The sequence below is a fragment of the Marinobacter sp. P4B1 genome (assembly GCF_001447135.1).
GTDB classification, from domain to species: Bacteria; Pseudomonadota; Gammaproteobacteria; order Pseudomonadales; family Oleiphilaceae; genus Marinobacter; species Marinobacter vinifirmus.
This window is the reverse complement of sequence record NZ_LLXM01000006.1, coordinates 153,146-173,535: the sequence shown is the minus strand read 5'-3', so window position 1 is coordinate 173,535 and position 20,390 is coordinate 153,146. Positions and strand designations below refer to the sequence as shown.

At 58.9% G+C, this 20,390-nt stretch carries 15 protein-coding genes and 1 tRNA gene; 7 read left to right on the top strand and 9 right to left on the bottom strand.

The features are described from left to right. Positions 1 to 25: 25 nt before the first annotated feature. The 3 genes from AQ621_RS05225 (at position 26) to AQ621_RS05215 (ending at position 2,731) form a co-directional block, all read left to right on the top strand. Positions 26 to 673: a c-type cytochrome gene (locus AQ621_RS05225; RefSeq protein ID WP_058340566.1), complete on the top strand. Its 648-nt coding sequence runs from the start codon at positions 26 to 28 to the stop codon at positions 671 to 673. A 13-nt stretch (positions 674 to 686) separates the two neighbouring features. Beyond that, positions 687 to 1,700, top strand: a complete 1,014-nt coding sequence (locus tag AQ621_RS05220; RefSeq protein WP_058340565.1) for a c-type cytochrome — start codon at positions 687 to 689, stop codon at positions 1,698 to 1,700. A gap of 89 nt (positions 1,701 to 1,789) precedes the next feature. After that, positions 1,790 to 2,731, top strand: coding sequence for an AEC family transporter (locus AQ621_RS05215; RefSeq protein WP_227508246.1), 942 nt, complete (start codon positions 1,790 to 1,792; stop codon positions 2,729 to 2,731). A 32-nt stretch (positions 2,732 to 2,763) separates the two neighbouring features. On the opposite strand, the gene AQ621_RS05210 is transcribed toward AQ621_RS05215, so the two are convergent. Together AQ621_RS05210 and AQ621_RS05205 are read right to left on the bottom strand one after the other, a co-directional pair. Beyond that, complete coding sequence (locus AQ621_RS05210; RefSeq protein ID WP_058340564.1) at positions 2,764 to 3,882, bottom strand: porin; 1,119 nt, start codon at positions 3,880 to 3,882, stop codon at positions 2,764 to 2,766. A gap of 193 nt (positions 3,883 to 4,075) precedes the next feature. After that, a tRNA-Ser gene (locus AQ621_RS05205) sits at positions 4,076 to 4,166 on the bottom strand. Between the two features lie 189 nt (positions 4,167 to 4,355). Here AQ621_RS05205 and AQ621_RS05200 point away from each other — a divergent pair. Further along, positions 4,356 to 4,886 carry an isochorismatase family protein gene (locus AQ621_RS05200; RefSeq protein ID WP_022989254.1) on the top strand — a complete coding sequence of 177 codons (531 nt, stop codon included), beginning with the start codon at positions 4,356 to 4,358 and terminating at the stop codon, positions 4,884 to 4,886. A 19-nt stretch (positions 4,887 to 4,905) separates the two neighbouring features. Continuing rightward, the gene (locus AQ621_RS05195) at positions 4,906 to 5,568 is read left to right on the top strand and encodes a cupin domain-containing protein (protein WP_058340563.1); all 663 of its coding nucleotides are present in this window, start codon (positions 4,906 to 4,908) and stop codon (positions 5,566 to 5,568) included. Here AQ621_RS05195 and AQ621_RS05190 read toward each other — a convergent pair. The 3 genes from AQ621_RS05190 to AQ621_RS05180 form a co-directional block, all read right to left on the bottom strand. After that, positions 5,522 to 6,721 carry an MFS transporter gene (locus AQ621_RS05190; RefSeq protein WP_022989252.1) on the bottom strand — a complete coding sequence of 400 codons (1,200 nt, stop codon included), beginning with the start codon at positions 6,719 to 6,721 and terminating at the stop codon, positions 5,522 to 5,524. The genes AQ621_RS05195 and AQ621_RS05190 overlap by 47 nt on opposite strands. An 84-nt stretch (positions 6,722 to 6,805) precedes the next feature. Then, complete coding sequence (locus tag AQ621_RS05185) at positions 6,806 to 7,510, bottom strand: cyclic di-GMP-binding domain-containing protein, MshE-related (RefSeq protein WP_058340595.1); 705 nt, start codon at positions 7,508 to 7,510, stop codon at positions 6,806 to 6,808. A 75-nt stretch (positions 7,511 to 7,585) separates the two neighbouring features. Continuing rightward, a complete protein-coding gene (locus AQ621_RS05180) occupies positions 7,586 to 8,167 on the bottom strand; it encodes a hypothetical protein (RefSeq protein WP_145840249.1) in 582 nt (193 codons plus the stop codon). A gap of 213 nt (positions 8,168 to 8,380) precedes the next feature. Here AQ621_RS05180 and AQ621_RS05175 point away from each other — a divergent pair, with 213 nt between their 5' ends. Together AQ621_RS05175 and mnmC are read left to right on the top strand one after the other, a co-directional pair. Then, positions 8,381 to 8,989, top strand: coding sequence for a peptidylprolyl isomerase (locus AQ621_RS05175; RefSeq protein WP_058340594.1), 609 nt, complete (start codon positions 8,381 to 8,383; stop codon positions 8,987 to 8,989). 4 nt (positions 8,990 to 8,993) lie between these two features. Beyond that, complete coding sequence (gene mnmC, locus AQ621_RS05170) at positions 8,994 to 10,871, top strand: bifunctional tRNA (5-methylaminomethyl-2-thiouridine)(34)-methyltransferase MnmC2/FAD-dependent 5-carboxymethylaminomethyl-2-thiouridine(34) oxidoreductase MnmC1 (protein WP_058340561.1); 1,878 nt, start codon at positions 8,994 to 8,996, stop codon at positions 10,869 to 10,871. 44 nt (positions 10,872 to 10,915) lie between these two features. Here mnmC and AQ621_RS05165 read toward each other — a convergent pair whose 3' ends face one another. The 4 genes from AQ621_RS05165 to smc form a co-directional block, all read right to left on the bottom strand. Beyond that, positions 10,916 to 13,564, bottom strand: a complete 2,649-nt coding sequence (locus AQ621_RS05165; RefSeq protein WP_058340560.1) for a hypothetical protein — start codon at positions 13,562 to 13,564, stop codon at positions 10,916 to 10,918. 150 nt (positions 13,565 to 13,714) lie between these two features. Further along, positions 13,715 to 15,751, bottom strand: coding sequence for an NAD-dependent DNA ligase LigA (gene ligA, locus AQ621_RS05160; protein ID WP_058340559.1), 2,037 nt, complete (start codon positions 15,749 to 15,751; stop codon positions 13,715 to 13,717). A 24-nt stretch (positions 15,752 to 15,775) separates the two neighbouring features. Further along, positions 15,776 to 16,774 (bottom strand): cell division protein ZipA, encoded by a 999-nt coding sequence (gene zipA, locus AQ621_RS05155; RefSeq protein ID WP_058340558.1) that lies wholly within the window; start codon positions 16,772 to 16,774, stop codon positions 15,776 to 15,778. Positions 16,775 to 16,895: 121 nt separating this feature from the next. Then, positions 16,896 to 20,390, bottom strand: a complete 3,495-nt coding sequence (gene smc, locus AQ621_RS05150; protein WP_058340557.1) for a chromosome segregation protein SMC — start codon at positions 20,388 to 20,390, stop codon at positions 16,896 to 16,898.

Genomic DNA, 20,390 nt, shown 5'->3' with positions numbered 1-20,390 from the left:
TATAAGAATAGAGAGGCTACCGACCGTGAGAAAAATTCCGATTACGCTGGCTGCATTCGGGCTGGCTGCCTATGCGGGCTTTGCGCTGGCTGCAACCGAAGGTGATGCTGAACGTGGCAAAGAAGTTGCCAACCTCTGTATTGCCTGCCACCAGGCAGACGGCAGCGGCATGCACATTGAAGGTGGAGAATCCTGGCCACGGCTGGCCGGTCTGAATGCCACTTACTTCGCCAAGCAGATTCACGACATCAAGACAGGCACTCGCGTAAACGCGACCATGACGCCGTTCGTGAACATGCTGGACGACCAGAAAATTGCCGATGTTGCTGCCTATTACAGCCAACTGGAACCCACGGCTGGCCAGGGTGGTGCAAATGCCGATGAGGCCACGCTGAAGCGCGGTCAGCAGCTGGCCGAACGCGGCGACTGGTCCCAGTACATTGTTTCCTGCAAAAGCTGCCATGGCCCTGGCAACCGCGGTGCCGGTGATGTATTCCCGGGCATTGCCGGCCAGCATGCCGGTTATATCGAAACCCAGCTGAAAGCCTGGAAAGAAGGCACCCGCAAGAACGATCCGCAGGATCTGATGGGCTCCATCGCCCGACGCATGAGCGATGAAGACATTCACGCGGTAGCCGTATGGCTTGCCAACCAGAGTGCCGGCAGCAAATAAGGGGACACCTATCATGATGCGCAAACTGCTTACTGTCGCCATGTCTGGAACCTTTGCGTTCTCGGCAAACCTGGCGGCCAATGAAGACACTACCCAGGCTTACATCGATCAGTTGACCTCTATGGGCTTTCCGGCCCCGAAAGAAAACCAGCTGGTTCACATTCCGCCTACCATGGCAGACTTGGAAGAAGCGGACATCCATCCGGAACTGAAAAAGGTCATCCGCAAGGGCTACGACCTGTTCACCAACACCCAGCAACTGCGTGGCGAGAACGTGTTCAACAACATGAACTGCTCCAGCTGCCACCTGGGTGAAGGCCGTATGCCGTTCAGCGCGCCGATCTGGCCAGCAGCCGTTACCCTGCCCGGTTACCGGGGCAAGAATGGCCATGTAAACAACCTGGAAGAACGTATTGCCGGTTGTTTTACTTACTCCATGAATGGCAAGCCGCTGGAATACGGCAGTGACAACATGCTGGCACTGTCTGCCTACCACCAGTGGCTGGCCACCGGCGTGGAAATGTACCCGAAGCAGCCCATTTACGGCCGCGGCTTCCCGGCACCAGAGCGCCCGGCGGAACTCAGCTACGCTAACGGTGAAAAGCTGTACGAGGAAAACTGTGCCGTTTGCCACCAGGAAGATGGCTCTGGCCTGCGCGTAGATGGCCACACCGTATTCCCGGCACCCTGGGGCGATATGTCCAACAACTGGGGTGCGGGCATTGTGCGCCTGTTCACCGCAGCCGGCTTTATCAAGAACAACATGCCTCTGGGCCAGCCCAACTCCCTGAGTGACCAGGAAGCCTGGGACATCGCCTTCTACATGGACAGCCAGGAGCGCCCGCAAGACCCGCGCTACACCGGCGACGTGAAAGAAACCCTGGAGCAATTCGGGCCTACCTTCCACAAGCACTCCATGTACGGCCAGGTTCGCGAGCACGACGGCAAGGTGCTGGCTGACCACGACAATACCGGCGAAAAGCCTTTCCTGAAGCCTGATACCATCCGCTCAAGGAACTTCGACTGAAAGACCGGTTATAATGCCGACACAAGGCCTCCCTAGCGGAGGCCTTTTTCGTTGATTGTTCCAGAGGAGTACGTTGTCCCTTGAGCGGCCTGTTAGCAACCTTCGCCCACACCCTTGAAACCACCCTGCCGGTTTTTGCCATGGTCTTTATCGGCATCGGCCTGCGCCGGATTGGCTGGATAGACCAGAACTTTGTCAGCACCGCTTCCGCCTTGGTGTTCAAGGCCACGCTGCCAACCCTGGTGTTCCTCAGCATCATCCGGGCAGATCTGACGACGGCATTCAACGTCAAACTGCTGCTGTTCTACCTGGCGGCAACACTGGCCAGCTTCGGCGCCGTCTGGTTCTGGGCAATCCGGCGAGTGAGCAAAGATGACAGGGGCGTCTATGTGCAAGGTGCGTTCCGGGGTAATTGCGGGATTGTCGGCCTGGCCTTGGCGGCCAACCTTTATGGCGATTACGGCTTGTCTGCCGGCGGCATATTGCTGGGGCTGGTGATTATTTCCTACAACGTGCTGTCTGTTGTGGTATTGCTGGCGTATCAGCCGGGTAAAAGCATGAGCTTCTCGAACACCGTTAAAGACGTGGTTCGCAATCCGCTGATTATTGCCGTGGTTATCGCCATTCCCTTCGCAGCCTGGGAGGTCACCCTTCCACAATGGGTGATGACCAGCGGTAATTACTTTGCCTCTCTCACCTTGCCACTGGCCCTGCTCTGCATTGGCGCCACCGTTTCCCTGAAAGCCATCAGAACGGACAGCGGCCCGGCGCTGGGAGCGTCGGTATGGAAAATGGTGAGTTTGCCGGCCCTGTGCACACTGGCGGCCTGGTTGGCGGGATTCGAAGGCCGGGAACTGGGCCTGATGTTCCTGTTCTTCGCCAGCCCGACGGCAGCGGCGAGTTTTGTCATGGTGAAGGCTTTGGGCGGGAACGACCGCATGGCGGCCAATATCATTGCACTGACCACCTTACTGGCCAGCGTAACGGTAACAGCGGGGGTATTCATACTGCAGTCCACCGGGCTGGCGTAATGCCCTGCCCGGTTGACTGAGGTTTCAGGCGATCAGAACTTCAGGCGGCTGCCGATCATGGCGATGTTTACATCGTCATAGTCGCCGTTGTCAGCATCCAGCGCGAAGTTGTTGTAGGCGAAGTATACGTCCAGGCGCTTGATGGGCTGGTAGACGTAGGCGGCGCCGTAGATTTCTACGTCGGAGCCGATGACTTTATGCTCAACAACACCATCAGCATCCTTGAAAACCGGGTCAAAATCCTGGCCCTCAGCACGGTGTACTGTGAAGGAATGTTTGCCGGTCTTGTAGCCCACCTTGAACATATTGAAATCAGAATCGCGACCGGCATCGTTCTCGACATTGGAATATACGGCCGTCATGTTCACACCGGTATCATGCAACCAGGAAACTGAGCCGCCAATATTTTCAACATCGCCTGCTGCGCCTCCAACATCTTTTGTGGAGTAACCAACAGCTGCTGACAAGCGGCCAAGGCCGTCAATCGCGGTGTTATAGGTGGCAGCAACTTCCGTAATATCCTGGTCACCCTTATAGCCCTGACTTACTGCCAGTTTGACCGGGCCAAAGGCGGGTGCGTCGTAGCGTACCCGGTCATAACGTGCCTCAAAGTCCTGGTTACGCACAGACTGGAACAGAGTCGGGTTCCAGCCGCTGTCATTCTTATCGATAAACTTCTGTGCACCACCTACCAACGCCAGATCCGGGAAGGAGGCCACCTTGGTGCCAGACAGATCAGATTCGGTTGCCCCGTCGGCCGCACCTGAACCCTGCCCTACAGAGATTTTGCCATAACGGCCTGCAGCAAACAGGTTAATGTGCCGCTCGTCCCAGTTACCCTTGATGGAACGTTTATCGGGCGTGACCAGATTCGAAGGATTGTGCTGATACTCAAATTCAACGTGCGCACCCACCTTCAGGTCGATGTCTTTCAGGTCAGTGCTGATGCGAGCACCTACACGGCTGGAGGCATAGTCGTTGTCCACGATGTACTGCTCGGAGCCTTCGCCAGTATCGGCGTGCATAACCGCCATGTTGATGTGGCCGTAGAAATCCACGTCCAGCTCAGGGACTTCAGCCTTCTGGGCAAAGGCCGGTGTAGAGGCCAGGCCGGCAGCAGCGACGAACAATGCAAGTTGGTGTTTTTTCATTCTGATTCTCCGGTTTTGGAAGATATTTCATTTCCGTGGCATGGAGAACAAGTTAGGAAGTTCAGGGAGGTGGCGATTTGACTGATGTCAGTTTTGTGGGGGCGTTTGGTGTGGCGTAGCGGTTAATGCTTACGGCTGGAGGGATTATTCAGCCCAATAAAAAACCCCGGCATGTCTGCCGGGGTTCTTTTATTGGCGGAGAGGGAGGGATTCGAACCCTCGATACGCTATTAACGTATACACACTTTCCAGGCGTGCGCCTTCAGCCACTCGGCCACCTCTCCAATAAACTGTTTCAAATCAGCTACGTTGTCGCTCATTTGAGGGCGCAAACTTTAATAGTTTTGCTGGCGTTTGGCAACCGCAATGAAGCGATTCCTTTAAAAAAATCCTGAAAATCCGTGTTGGCGGATTTCCGGCGACTAAATTGGCTATCCTTGTCATCAAACACCCACAATATCCGGAGCCTCTTTATGTTAATGAAAGCCGAACAGTCCACCCTGCTTCTTGTCGATGTACAGGCCAGGCTGATGCCTGCAATCAGTCAGGGAATGGAGGTGGTCGACCGCTGCACCCTGCTGGCGACAATTGCGGGCTTGCTGGAGGTGCCGGTCATCGCCACGGAGCAGGTTCCGGACAAGCTGGGGCCGAATGTGGAAAGTGTTCGGGAGCTTTGCCACCACACCGTCAGCAAATACCATTTCGATGCCTGTCCGGACGGGCTGATCGATGCCCTGCCGGAGGGCCGCCAGCATATTGTCATCGGAGGCTGCGAAACCCACGTATGTATGCTGCAAACGGCCCTGAGCCTTCTGGATGCCGGTTACAAGGTCTGGGTGGTTGCGGATGCAACCGGTTCCCGAAATGATTTCGACCGGGACGTAGCGCTGGACCGCCTGCACCAGAGTGGCGCCCGGATAGTTACCACAGAGATGGTAGCGTTCGAGTGGATGGTAGACTGCCGCCATCCGAGGTTCCGGGACGTTCAGGCACTGATCAAATAGCACTTATTCGAGGTTTTTCATGCTGAATATGGATTTCTCCCAGCGAGTGGTTGTTCATACCCGCGAACAGGAATGGCAACCCAGCCCGGCGGCGGGCGTGGAGCGCAAGCCGCTGGCACGGGAAGAGGCCGAACGGGGCCATGCCACCAGCATAGTTCGCTACAAACCCGGTTCTTCCTTCAAGCGGCATGAGCACCCACTGGGCGAGGAAATCCTGGTATTGGAGGGGGTATTCTCCGACGAGACCGGCCATTACCCGGCCGGCACCTACCTCCGGAACCCGCCCGGCACTGGCCACGCGCCCTTCAGCGAAGAAGGTTGCACCCTGTTGGTGAAGCTGCACCAGTTTGATCCGAAGGACACCGCAACCGTTCGTGTCGATACCAATCAGGCTGAATGGTTGCCGGGCATTGGCGGGCTGCAGGTAATGCCCCTGCACGATTTCGAGCATGAGCATGTGGCCCTGGTGAAATGGCCGGCCAATGAGGCCTTCCAGCCCCACCGGCACTTCGGTGGCGAGGAAACCCTGGTGCTGTCCGGCGAGTTCTGCGATGAACACGGCCGTTACCCGGAAGGCACCTGGATGCGCAGCCCGCACCTGAGCCAGCATCACCCGTTCGTAGACCAGGAAACCGTTATCTGGGTGAAGACCGGCCACCTGCCCCTGCCGGCTGGCGCCTGAGCAGCCAGGCTGCCATCAACAAAGCGTGCAGCACCAGCAGCGGCACGGCAACCATTAACAGCGAAGCCCAGCCCAGGGCTGTCAGCACGGCTCCGGCACTCAGCGCCGCCGTGGCCTGGGCGCTGAATACCATGATGTCATTGAGGCCCTGTACCCGGAATCGCTCTGAATCCCGATAGCCCTGAGGCAACAGGGTGGTGCCGCCAACAAACAGGAAGTTCCAGCCCACCCCGAGCAGGATCAGGGCCCATAAATAATGGTGGAAGCTGATGCCTGCCGCGGCCAACAGAATACACCCCAGATAGGCCAGCAAGCCGACAGTCATCATCAAGGGGATGCCCACCACCCGGATCAGCCGTCCGGAGATAAGAGACGGCAGGTACATGGCCATGATGTGCAGCTGGATTACCCGCTTGGCGTCGTCAAAATCGTGCCCGGCCATTTCCGTCATGCTCAGGGGCGTTGCAGTCATGATAAAACTCATCACCGCATAACCAATGGCTGCACCACTGATCGCGGTCCAGACCAGGGGATTGGCGAGAATCTCACGCATGGGGCGACCACCACCCACGACAGTCTCGGCCACCCGTTCCCCGGAAGGCCGATAACCGACCGCCACCACAACCAGGGCCATGGCTTGCACCACCGCCAGTCCGGCCCAGCTCAGAAGAAATGGAAAACGTTCGCCGGTACCACTACCCAGTCCGGCAACTTCCGGCCCGAGCCAGGCAGCTACCAGGCCACCAAGCAATACCCTGGCGGCCGCTGTACCCGCCATGTCCGAAGCTACCGATTCCATGGCCGCAAACCGGTATTGATGCACCACCGCCAACCCGGAGCCACCGATAACGGCGGCAAGGCACATGGTGACAAAGTCCGATTGCCAGGAGGCAAACATACCCAGCCCGCCAGCGATCATGCCCGCCAGCGTGCCCAGCAACATCACCTGCTTGCGCCCTACCCGCTCCATCAGCCAGGTAGCCGGCTTGATAGCCAGAACTGTGCCGACCACCACCAGTCCTACCGGCAAGGTGGCCAGTTCCGGTGCCGGCGCCAGCAGCCGCCCCTGAATACTTCCGATAAATACAATAAAAGGAGCCGTGCACATGGCCAGCGCCTGAGCCGCTACCAGCACCCATACATTCAAAGGCATGAAACTGTCCCGTCAGAAATGCGAAAACGGCACTCTATCACTAAATGACAGGCTGGCAAGCAAGGCTCAAAGCCGCAATGACGGCTAATGCAGGTGAATCGTCATCCGGGAATCCGGATGGAAACGGATATCCTGAATGCTGATATTGCCAATAGGCGGTGTCTGACTGTTGGTGACACGAATATTGTCGAGACGAACTTCCTCGATGCGCTCCGGCTGCAGCAACTGAAGTGCACCGTCATCGCGGATACGGTATTGGGGTTCGCCTTCCCGGTAATGGACGCCGGAAATACTGAGGTCCGAATCGACGAAGCTCAACACCGGAGAGAATATGTGGGAGGCCAGTTTCAGGGTGTTAACCGGGTCCCGGGCGGTTTCCGGATCAGCGACGGTCTCAATACGCTCCAGAAGCCCAATCTCGCTCCCCGCTGTTATGCTGGCCATTTCCTCTTCGGTCATGGGCGCAAAGCCGCCATACATCTCACCCGCCACCACCGGAGCCAGGGCGGCATTGGAGTTGCCTGAGGCAAAGGTGACCAGGGGCTGGAAAGGGACGGTGACCATGGCCACCAGTGCGGCGGCGTTGCGGTAACGGGCCTGGTGTTTGAGAACCCGGTGCAGTTCCCGCTCGGTAAGCCAACCGGCTTCTACGAGCACCTCACCCAGGCGTTGGCCGGTGTCATGCTGGATTTTCAGGCCGGCTTCCAGCTGGCCTTCCGAGATATAACCCCGGTTGATCAGCAACCGGCCAAGCCGGGACTTTTCCTCAAACCCTTTGTGTACTTTCACTGGCAAACGCTCCCGCTGGTACAGTTTCAACCGTACAACCCGGCCCGGCACGAACGAACCGCACCCGGCTGAGCATTATTCTCCCTGGATGCGGATTCTGGAATCCCGGTGAAAGCTTAGATCATAGAGGTTGATATCGCCTAGTGGCGGGCCGTCTCCACCGCCTACGTTAAGATTTTCGATGCTGACCAGGTCCACGGTCTCCGGGAAGGCAACATGGATTGCGCCATCACTGCCCAGAGTGACGACCTCTTCGCCCGGCCGGTATTTGATGCCGACAATCTTGAAGTCCATGTCCAGCAAATCGGGTAGCGACGCCAGCAGGTCTTCAAGGACATTGGCCACGTCTACACCGGCAGTACCCAAGTCCGCAAGGCTGTCTCCGCTAACCTCACCGGATGGCGCATTCACACGGGTGACATAATCCGGGCTCTCGAGATGGGCCGGCTGGGTGCCACCACCCGCCCGCAGCAACTCCTGCAACCGCACACTGCCGTGAGCGGACACCGCAGACATACCGGCTTCTGATACCGGCAGAAACGCCGGTGTGTAGCTCCAGTTTTCCTGCTCTGAAGCCAAGGCCATTGGCGAGGAAACGGCAAAGACGGCGAAGGCAGACGCCACCGCTCCAGCCTGCGTTAATAAACGGAATCTCACCAGACTTCTCCTGTACTCAAAGTGATTACCGTACAACCCGAATCGGCAACATGACTTCCAAATCTACACATTTGAAGGATAACCCAGCTTATTCAACTGTCTACCATCGTGGGCATTCAATGGTTAAGTATCTGTTAGAATTGTGCACAGGTTACGATTTCAGACATTATGTCAGCCAAGCGATCCATTCCTGAAACCGCGAGTACTGTTGAAATGACAAATACCGTAAAAAGCCTGTTTAATGTGAAGCCCGTCCTGTTTGCCCTCGCACTGCCCCTGATGGCTGCCGCTCCGGTGCAGGCAGAAGAGCCTTCCAACAATCGCCCGGAAGTGCTGTTTGAAACCTCTCACGGTGATTTCTCTCTGGAGCTGCGCCCGGATGTCGCTCCGAAAACGGTCGAAAACTTTCTGGGCTATGTCGATAAAGGCTTCTACAACGGCACGATTTTCCACCGCGTAATCGCCGACTTCATGATTCAGGGCGGCGGATTTACTGAAGACATGTCCCGCAAGTCCACCGAAGAGGCCATTGTTAACGAGGCCTCCACCGAGCTGCCTAACGAGCGGGGCACCATTGCCATGGCCCGCACCAGCGCACCGGATTCCGCTACCTCCCAGTTCTTCATTAACGTGGTCGACAATCCCTACCTGAACCCGGGCGCCAACGGTGCCGGATATGCGGTATTTGGCAAAGTCACAGAAGGCATGGATGTGGTGGACGCCATTGCCGGTGTTAAAACGGCCCGCGTTCGTGGCATGGCCGATGTGCCCGTTCGCTCTGTGATCATCGAGCAGGTAACCCGGGCTGCTGCCGAAGACTGACTCTATGACCAACCCTGTTCTGCCGCCGGCCATGGAGCCGGCGGATCTTGTCTGGCGCGATGGTGTGCCGGAATCTGCCCGCTTTGGTGATGTGTACTTCAGTCGCGACAACGGGCTGGAAGAAACCCGCTATGTATTCATCGGCCGCAACCGGCTCCGGGAGCGTTTTGCTGAGCTGGCCGATAACCGGCATTTTGTGGTTGCAGAGACCGGCTTTGGTACCGGGCTGAACTTCCTGGCCGCCTGGGCCGAGTGGCTCGACTGCCGGCCGAAAGATGATTCTGCCATTCTGCACTTTGTGTCTGTGGAGCGGTTTCCCCTGACCCGGAGTGACCTGGAAAAAGCCCTGTCTTTCTGGCCGGAGCTTGCCCCCCAGGCTGCCGAACTCATCGCCCATTACCCACCACTGATTCAGGGTACTCACCGGCTGGTACTGGCGGGCGGGCGAATCCGGCTGACGTTGTATTTCGGTGATGTTCTGGATGCCTGGCGAGACCTCTCCTTCCAGGCGGATGCCTGGTTCCTGGACGGCTTTGCCCCGTCGCTGAATCCGGAGATGTGGCTGGAAGGCGCCATCGGCCAGATTCGCAACCACAGCAAACCCGGCACCACGCTGGCCACCTTCACCTCTGTGGGTCGGGTGCGCCGGGCACTGATCGATGCCGGGTTTTCCATGCAAAAGGTACCGGGCTTCGGTCGCAAGCGGGAAATGCTGACCGGCCAGCTTGAGGCTTCCGGGGCTGACTCCGGAACAGCTTACCGATCAACAGTGGCGATCATCGGTGCCGGAATTGCCGGCACCACCCTCGCCCGCAACCTTGCGGAACGGGGTGTTCCCGTCGTGCTGATTGACCGGGCCGATCAGCCCGGCGCCGGTGCCTCCGGTAATGCCCAAGGCGCGCTCTATGTGAAACTGGGCGTGGAATACAATGCCCAGACCGAACTGGCCGCAACCGCGTTGAGTTTCAGCCAGCGCTATTACCGGCGCTGGGCCGGACAGTTCTGGCACCCCACTGGCCTGCTGCAGCTTGCTTCCAACGAGCAGGAGCAGCATCGTCAGCAGAAATTCCTTGAACGCTGCCAGTACCCGGTCGAACTGCTGGAACCGGTGGATGAAGAGCTTGGTTCGAAGCGCGCCGGCCTGAAGGTAACGGCCAGCGGCCTGTGGTTTCCCGGTTCCGGCTGGCTTGAGCCGGCAAAGGCCTGCGCTGCCCTTGCCGACCACCCGGGAATCCAACAGGTATTTGGTTTCAATGTACGCACGGTGAGGTCTGACGGCAAAGGCTGGACGATTGAAAGTCTGGAAGGCCAGCGGCTGAGCGCAGCGAGGCTGGTGATTGCAGGCGGTCACGAGTCCGCCAGCCTGAACCCGGCCAACGGTAAACTGCGGCTGAAGCCCATCCGGGGACAGGTCACCTGCTTGCCCGCAGAAAAATACAACCTGCCAGGGGCGGTCATCTGTGGAACCAAGTACCTGAACCCGGCCGTGAGTGGAATCGCAGTAACCGGTGCGACCTTTGACCTGAGAGACAACAACCCGGACGTTACACTGGAAAGCCACCAGGAAAATATCGATCAACTGGCAGAGCTGCTGCCTGCCGTCATGGGCGACCATGGGCCTGATGCCAGCGAGCTTGCAGGTCGGGTTTCTTTCCGTTGCGCCAGCCATGATTATCAGCCGGTGGCTGGCGAACTCAAGGATGAAAACGGGCAGGAAGTGCCTGGCGCCTACCTGCTGACCGGATACGGCAGCAAGGGCCTGACCTGGGCACCACTGATGGCAGAGTACCTGGCGGACCGGATAACCGGCCAGCCATTGAGCTTGCCGGAGCCGCTGATCCGCCGGGTGGAAAGCTCGAGGTTATACCCCAAGCCGGACTGACTTGCGGCTCAGGGTAACCTCGACCCACTTTATGGATCTTCAGCTCATGGATTATCAGCCGGAGCTGTCAGCAACCGCCCTTCCGGGCTGAACAGAAGAATCTGGTGTCCGGCATCGGAGTTCACCAGGGCCACAATCTCATCATCCCGGTAGTTGCCGAGGCCCAGGAACTGCACACCCGGCTCCGCCAGCGCTTTTTGCCAGCTCTGATAAAGCTCCGGCTCCTTCTGGGTGGTCACCCGTGCCAACAGGCCCTGGCCACCATCCAGCGTTCCGGCAGCAATCACATCACTTGCCAGTGCGACGCCCTTGTCCAGAGAGTTCACAGCGGCGTCTGCAACGGAGGCAAGGGTGAACGCAGCCTTGGGCACACCGGTGCTGGTAAAGCCCAGCACAAACCCGGCCGTTGCACCTGTTGTACGCTCCAGCTCGTTATCGCCCTCTTCCACTTCGGTAACACTGTAGCTCCAGGGGCCGTCACCGATCAGCCATGCGGTACTGTTTGCATACAAGCCGTGGCGGAGTTGTTCCGAGGCATCACCACCAATACCGTATACCGCGCCGTCTGCCGTGCCCGAATAGAAGAACGGACCCACAGCACCGTTGCCATCAACCACGCCGGGTGCGTAGCCAAACAGCATAGGAGTTGAGAACTCGGTGCTGGCGCCGGCTACCCTGTCATTGCCGGTTGAGCCTTCCTGGCGGACTTCCTTAAGCTTGAGTTCCTCACCGATGGTTTCAACCACTGCCAGGAAGGTGTCGATGCCACCGGAATTGCTCTGTCCACCCCAGGCGCCGTCGGATTCACCGGCAACCACCAGTTCGGCATTGGTGCCCTGATAGCCCACTCGTTTGACGGCATCATTACCGGAGGAGCCAAACGCCAGCCTGTAGTTGTCGAATACCGGTCCGTAGGCACCGGTGTCCCCGTCTTTGCGGTATAACTCCACAACAGCCTGACCAGCGTCAGAATAAGCCACCACCAACTCTTCGTAGGTTGTACTGCGACCGTCAACCCGCTCGGTTCGCTTACCCAGGGCCAGGTACACTTCCACCTCCGTGGCCGCTGCCGTTGCCGTTGCGCCGGCATTCAATTCAAGCGTGGAGCCCGACTGCGCGCCTTTCTGGTCGTAGATCCGCACCTGCAATACATCATCGGAGCCACGACCCGCCACATACAGTTCACCCTGCGAGCCAGTGGCCATGTCTGTGGGCACAAATCCGTCCGTCCAGGTCAACGGCGTTATCTGTCGGTTAAAGCTCAGGGTCATCAGCTCGTCGCTCTCGCCCCGGGCAAAGTTCTCGAGGCCGGCCTGACCCTTAACATCAACAACCAGGATCGCGAGGCGGTCATGCAGGCTTTCGGCGGTGTCTGCGTAGTCCTTCGCGGTAATACTGAACTGCACTTCGTTCACGCCTGCCGGGAACACCAGTTCATTAGCGCCTGGCTCAGGATCCAGCGTAAGGCCCTGAAGAGTCTCAGGGGCCTGAACAATCACAAAATCTCCGGTTCCGACGGTAGAACCCTGTTCGCTAACCGTCAGTTTTACATTTACCTGCCCTTCCCGCTCGCCAGTCAGGATGGCAGCGTAAACCTGCTCCTCGTTGTAACCCGCAGAGGTTACATCGGTCACCTCCGGGTCAACATTCAGTGTATCCCGGGTGCCGCCGTTCAGGGTTCGCAGGGCAACCATCGGTTCGTTATCGGCAATGGCCAGGTTGGTGCTGATACCGGCGTTATTATTGCCAAGAGACGCCAGGCCCTGGCGAACCTCCGTCAGGGCCAGTCGAGCCTGCTCGGTGGGTTCCGCCACCTTGTCATCAATCACTTCCAGCGGGATATAGCATTCACTGATACCGGGCTCCAGGGTAACGACACCCCGGTCGTAGAAGCCTTCGGGGCCTTCCTGGTACGTTACATAGCCCAGCTCATTGCCCTCTTCATCAACCGGATGGTCCGAGCCGCTGCCAAGAGCCACAATGTCCTGCCCGACAATCGCGCGGCCCATATTGCTGTCGGCGGAATGGCATTCCCGGGAAATAGCTCCAACGGGATCTTCACAGGTGAAATCCGACTCCAGCTGGAAGGCAATGGAAACTCGGGTAACAGATGGCCGTTCAAGCCGGACTTTGGCATACACCCGGCGGGTTGGCTGGGCAGCCGTTTCGGAAACACTGTGGGCGCCTTCCGGCTCAAGCTCCGGCAATGCACAGTGTTCACCCCTGGGAGCACTGATCTCCGGTGATTCACCTTCGGTAAACTCCGGCGCCTCCACTGAAACCAGGTTGTGCTTCACTTCGATATCAAACGGCTGGAATCCGGCCATGCGACCATCAGTGGTCACGATATCGATATCTTCAGTTTTGCCAAGGTCGTCCAGGCCGCGCTCGCCGCCGGTCAGCCCCGGCACACCGCGCATGATGACGCCCTGCCGGGCCTTGTTGCTGGTATCTTCCAGGGCCAGCCAGGCCGGTGCATTGGTGAGGGAATAATCGAGGATGCCTTCGCCGCCGTAGGCACCCCAGTTGTAGTAGTACTCAACGCCGATGTATGCCGTGGTAGGCGGTGCGCCCAGCAATGTGGGGTCGTCCGGATCCTTTTCGGTTTTACAGCCGGCCGCAGCCAGGGCAACCAGAGCCAGGCCCGCAAGCCGGCCCGTCGAAAAAGTGCGGGAGAACAAATCGGCGCGCATGCAAAAATCCGTTTCAAGACGTTGTTGTTATGGCGGTGTCCGGTTGCGTACAGCCAACCGGTTTACACACCGTTACAGGTCAACGCCATGGTAGCCAATTTGTTCTCCGGGGGATCTGCGCGAGTTCTCAGATTCACCGGCCAGCGGCCTTCAGGCCTCTAAGCCGTGCTCCTTGAGCAGGGCCAGCAATCCATCTTCGTCCAGCACCGGCACACCCAGTTGCTCAGCTTTTGCGAGCTTGGAGCCGGCCGCTTCTCCCGCCACCACGCAAGCGGTCTTTTTCGAGACGCTGCCAGCCACCTTGGCACCCAGGCGCTCCAGCTTTTCCTTGGCCTGGTCCCGGGTCATTTGCGACAAGGTGCCGGTGAGCACCCAGGTTTCACCCGCCAGCGGCTGTTCTTCAGCAGCTACTACTTGCTCTTCCTGCCAGGTAACACCGGCGTCTTTAAGCGCTTGCAGGGTTTCCTGGTTGTGGGGTTGATCAAAGAAGCTGCGGATATGGCCGGCCACGATCGGGCCGACATCCTGAACCAGCTTCAGGGCTTCCTCATCCGCCCCGGCAATGGCCTCCAGGGTTCCGAAATGGGACGCCAGGGACTTGGCCGTGGCCTCCCCCACTTCCCGGATGCCCAGCGCATACAGGAAGCGCCAGAGCACCGGGTTACGGGAACGGTCGATAGCCGCCACCAGGTTTCCGGCAGACTTGTCGCCCATACGCTCAAGGCTGGCCAGCTGGAATTTGGTCAGCCGGTACAGATCCGCCACCGTACTCACCATGCCTTCATCCACCAGCACTTCGATCAGCCGGTCGCCAAGGCCTTCAATATCCATCGCCTTGCGGGAGGCATAATGGCGGATGGCTTCTTTGCGCTGGGCCGGGCAATACAGGCCGCCGGAGCAGCGTGCTACCGCCTCACCCTCAATCTGGACAATGTCGGAACCGCAAACCGGGCAATGCGCCGGCATTTCAACGGAAGGTGCGTTAGCCGGGCGTTTTTCCGGCACCACCTTCACCACCTGCGGAATAACATCGCCTGCCCGGCGAATGAACACGGTATCGCCGATGTGCACATCCAGACGGCGGATTTCATCCATGTTGTGCAGGGTGGCGTTGGACACCGTGACGCCGCCGACAAACACCGGTTTCAGCCGTGCCACCGGGGTAACAGCGCCGGTGCGGCCCACCTGGAACTCCACATCTTCAATGACCGTCAGCTCTTCCTGGGCCGGGAACTTGTGGGCAATCGCCCAGCGCGGTGCCCGGGAGACAAACCCGAGCTGTTGCTGGAGATCCAGCCGGTTTACCTTGAACACAATGCCGTCGATTTCATAGGGCAGGCTGTCACGCTTTTCCATCAGCTCGTTGTAGGCCCGCAGGCAGTCTTCCGCACCCTCGGCCTTGCGCATTTCCGGGTTGATCCGGAAACCCCAGTCGGCCACCAGCTGTAGGCTGTCCCAGTGGGTGCCGGGCAGCACACTTTCGTCTGTTACTGCCATGCTGTAGGCGCAGAACTCCAGCGGGCGCCTGGCGGTGACGGTAGATTTCTTCTGGCGCAGGCTGCCGGCGGCGGCATTACGCGGGTTCACAAAGGTCTTCTCGTCCTGCTCTGCCAGCCGCTGGTTCAGCTTCTCGAACCCGGCTTTGGGCATGTACACCTCACCACGCACCTCTACCAGCTCCGGATAGCCGCTGCCCCGAAGCTTCAGCGGTACAGACGGAATCGTTCGGATGTTGGCGGTGATGTCTTCTCCGGTGTAGCCATCGCCCCGGGTGGCGGCGCGGGTCAGCAGTCCGTTCTCGTAATGCAGGCTGACCGCAAGGCCATCGAGCTTGGGTTCGCAGACGTATTCAATGGAGTCTTCGGTGTTCAGGCGGTCGCGGATCCGGCGGTCGAAGTCCCGCAGTTCGTCTTCGCTGAAAGCGTTGTCCAGCGACAGCATGGGCAGCCGGTGGGTCACTTCGGCGAAGCTGGTGTCGCGGGTGCTGCCTACCCTGCGGGTAGGCGAGTCGTCAGAAGCCAGCTCCGGATGTTCGCGCTCCAGTTGCTGAAGCTCCCGGAACAGCCGGTCGTATTCCGCATCGGGGATTCTGGGCTCGTCCAGAACGTAATAGTAGTAATTGTGGTCTTCAAGATTGACGCGTAGCTCAGCTACGCGCTGCTGGATTTCTGCAGAAGCTTTGGTCATCAGGTCGGGAGTCCTGGCTGGGTGTTAGGCCCGATGGGAACGTTGTTTACGCTCGAATTCACGGATGCGCTGGCGGCAATGCTCGATGGTTTGCGGTGTCATCACACTGCGGCGCTCGTCTTTCAGCTCGCCACCCATGTTGCGGACCACGGTTTGGGCAGTTTCCAGCATGAATTCGAATGCCTGCATGGCGTTTGACGGCCCGGGCAGGCTCATGAAGAAACTGATACCCGGCGTTTTCATCCCGGGCATGTCCTGCGGCCGGAAGGTACCCGGCTCTACCGCGTTCGCCACACTGAACTGCACCGGCGTGGTGGTATCGGAGCCTTCGTGGCGATGGTAAATATCCATGTCGCCGTGCTCCAGGCCACAGGCTTCGAACAGATTTTTCAGGACCGGGCCCGAAAATTCCTCGCCACTGCGGGACAACACGTTGATGACCAGTACTTCCCGGGCTTCCGGGCGGTTGGCGCCGGCCAGCGGCTGATTACCACGGGGTTTCACTGGCTCCCTGCGGGCGGTATCTTCTTCCACCTCGGAGGTGACAACCGGAGGCTCCTGCTCCTTGACCGGCTGTGACGGCTGGCGCACTTCCGGTTGTGGCTCAGGAGCAGTTTCAGATTCGGGCTCCGGCTCAGCCATCGGCTCCGGTTCCGCAAACTCCCGGGGCTGTTCCTGCCGGGACTGCACACGTGTCTGAACAGGCTCTTCGGGTTCATCATCAATGGCACCCCAGCCCGTTTCGGGTTCCACGTCATCGTCGTAACTGTCAGGTTCGGAGGTATCGCGGGTGACATAGCCCCGCTCTTCCAGGTTACCCCGGGAAACTATGCGGGCTCCGCCATTCGGCAGTTCCGGGTTGTATTCGTCATCCAGCGGGGACTCTTTAAGTTCATCGGCACCCATGCCAGAAGAAATCGCCATGGATTCCTTGCGGGCTCGATGCATGCGACGGATACCGTCGACCACGATTACAATAATTACCAGGGTACCTATGGCGATTAACCATTCCCTAAGTGACATAAGCTGCTGTCCTGTTTGCAGTTCGGAACGTTGTTACTCTAAGAAAAGCCCGTAATGAATACAACGCACACCGGGCCCAGATGGCGTTATTGTCATGGTTGGCGGCTTTTTCGCCAACCCGTCAGGCTTCGGCCAGGGCCGCTGCCTCGTCTACGTCTACCGATACCAGTCGCGAACAGCCCGGTTCGTGCATGGTCACCCCCATCAACTGGTCAGCCAGCTCCATAGCGATCTTGTTATGGGTAATGTAGATGAACTGTACCTGTTTGGACATCTCTTTGACCATATTGGCGTACCGGCCAACGTTGGCATCATCCAGCGGGGCATCGACCTCATCCAGCATACAGAAAGGCGCCGGGTTGAGCTGGAAAATGGAGAATACCAGGGCAATGGCCGTCAGGGCCTTTTCACCACCGGACAACAGGTGAATGGTGCTGTTTTTCTTCCCCGGGGGCCGGGCCATGATGGCGACGCCGGTTTCCAGGAGGTCTTCCCCGGTCAGCTCCAGGTAGGCATTACCTCCCCCGAACACTTTCGGGAACAACGCCTGCAAGCCACCGTTCACCTGGTCAAAAGTTTCCTTGAAACGCTGACGGGTTTCCCGGTCGATCTTGCGGATCGCATTATCCAGGGTTTCCAGCGCTTCCATCAGATCATTGTGCTGCTCATCCAGGTAGTTCTTGCGCTCACCCTGAACCTGATACTCCTCGATGGCAGCCAGGTTGATGGCCCCGAGCCGCTGGATGCGATTGCCGATCTTTTCCAGCTCTTCGGCCCAGACTTTTTCCTCGGCGTCCTCTGGCAATTGCTCAAGTACCACCTGAAGTTTAACGTCTAACTCTCTGAGTTGTTCAATATAATTTCCAGCGCGAATCTCCAGCGCCTGGGATTCCATCTTTAGCTTTTCGAGCTGTGCACGGACGTCCTGCACCACGTGTTCGGTACGGCTGCGGCCCTGCTCCCGATCCCGCACTTCCCTGTCAATATCTTCCAGGGCATCCCGGGCGGCACCCAGCTTTTCTTCTTCCGCCAGCCGGCGCTCCAGCAGGCCTTCGAGTTGCATTTGCAGGTCTTCCACAGGCTCTTCGGCGGTTTCCCGGGCCTCCCGGAGCACGTCCAGCCGCTCTTCCAGGCGCTCTTTCTGGAGCTGCATCCGGTCGATGGTCTGTTTCAGGCCGTCACGCTGGCTTTGCAGGGTCTGCAGTTGCAGCTGCAGCTGGTGGGTGTGGTCACGATCGTGGCGGGCATCCTGGCGCAGGCGGTCAAGGTTCTCCCTGAGGCTATCCCGCTGTTCCAGCAGGCGTTCTTTTTCTTCATCGGAGTCTTCGCTGGAGGCCAGCGCAATATCCCATTCCTCCCGGGCTTCCAGCAGACTTTCCTGCTGGCCTTCCAGGCTCGCGGTCACTTCTTCAATATCGTCGCGAATGCGGGACAGCCGGGCATCAATCTGCTCTGCCCGGGCTTTCAGGCCGCTGGCGCGGGATGCCAGCGCTGCCAGATCGCGCTCGGTTTCGCTGATTCTGGCCTGGGCTTCTTCCCGGGCGGTCTCTGCCCGTTCGCCCTGCTCCTGCAAAAGTTCCAGTTGGTCAGTAGCGGCTTCAAGCTGTTCTTCGGCTTCCGCCAGCAATGCTTCAAGCTCGGTGACCTTTTTCTGGCGCTCGATCACGCCCACCTGGCCGGCGTCGGAGTCCGGCATCAGTACCCAGTCCCGGGCAACCCAGATCCCTTCACGGGTAATCAGGCTGGCGGCCGGCGCCAGTTGCTCACGGCGCGCGAGTGCGTCAGCGGCAGATTCCGCCACATCAATGTTTGCCAGCATGGCATCCAGCGCCGGGACGCCAGATACCTTGGCGGCAAGCCCGGAGCTTTCCGGGCTGCCATTTCCATTTTCCGAAACGACCGCCAGGCCTCTGGGAGCCTGTTCCAGCGCGCCCGTCAGCTGATCAAAGCCGGGCAACGAAAGGCCCTGGGTGAACCGGCCTATTACCTGCTCAACCGCAAACTCCCAGCCGTCTTCGATCGCCAGGCGGGTCGCCAGCCGGGGCGCATCGGAAAGGCCGTTATCTGAAAGCCATTGTTGCAGCGCATCGTCCTGGCTGCCCATCTGTTCATCCAGCAGGGATTGCTGGGACTCCAGGGAAGCCCGCAGGCTTTGCACCCGCTGGCGATGCTCCTGTACCTGCTGTTCGGCATCGCGGAGTTTCTGGCGGGCGTTATAAACGTCATCCTGCAGAGACTGAATACGCTCCTGCACTTCTTCCCGCTGGAGCTCCAGGGTTTCCTGCTGTTCCAGCAGGTCTTCCAGCTCTGCCCGGTCCAGCTGGCCTTCCAGCAGTTCGTTTTCGTCGTGAAGTTTCTGTTTGCGGTTGCGCAGCTGCTCGATGGCGTCTTCCAGCGAACGGATGCGGGACTGGGCAAGTTCTGCCTGGCGGCGAGCGTCGGCGGATCGGGTGCTGAATTCATCCCAGCGATGCTGCCAGTCGCTCATGGCATCCTCGGCCTGCTGGAGCTTCTCGCCGGATTCCTCGGCCCGGATGGCCAGGCTCTCCTGCTCGGGCTCCAGCATATCCAGTTCTTCCTGGATGCCCGCCAGCTTGTCTTCGTCCTGTTCCAGCTCCCGGGCCAGTTCCCGCTGGTTGGCCATGGCCTGGTCCAGCTCGGCAGCGGTCTGGCGGCTGCGTTCCCGTTGGTGTTCGATGCTCTGCTCAATACGGGCAATATCCGCGCCGGCTTCGTAGTAGCGGGCCTGGGCTCGGTTAAAGTGTTCGGTGCGTTCGTGGTGGGCTTCCCGCAGGGATTCCAGGGAGGTTTCCAGGTTCACCCGCTCGGTCAGGAGTTTTTCAAGCTCCAGTTCGGTATCGCGGATCTTGCCTCGCGAGGTTTGCAGGTCGTTATCCAGGGCCTTCCAGCGCAGTACGGTAAGTTCCGCTTTTTTCTGGCGCTCTTCCTGCTTGTAGGTTTTGTACTTTTCCGCTGCAGCCGCCTGTCGCTCCAGGTGCTGCAATTGCCGGCCCAGTTCTTCCCGCAGGTCAGTCAGGCGATCAAGGTTTTCCTGGGTACGCTTGATGCGGTTTTCGGTTTCCCGGCGGCGTTCCTTGTACTTGGAAATGCCGGCCGCTTCTTCGATGTAGACACGCAATTCCTCCGGCTTGGCTTCGATCAACCGGGAAATCATACCCTGTTCGATGATGGCGTAGCTTCGCGGCCCCAGGCCGGTGCCCAAAAACAGGTCTGTAATGTCTCGACGGCGGCACTTGGAGCCATTGAGAAAGTATTCGGACTGGCCTTCCCGGGATACCCGTCGTTTTACCGAAATTTCGTTGAATTTGACGAACTCGCCCGGCGCCTTACCCTCGGTGTTATCAAACACCAGCTCGATGGAGGCCTGCCCCACCGGCTTGCGGGCGCTGGAGCCGTTGAAGATAACGTCTGTCATGGATTCGCCCCGCAGGTACTTTGCGGAGCTCTCGCCCATTACCCAGCGAACGGCGTCAATGATGTTGGATTTGCCACAACCGTTCGGCCCCACTACCGCCGTCATATTCGACGGGAACGGTACGGTGGTTGGATCAACAAAGGATTTGAAACCGGCCAGTTTAATGGACTTGAGCCGCAT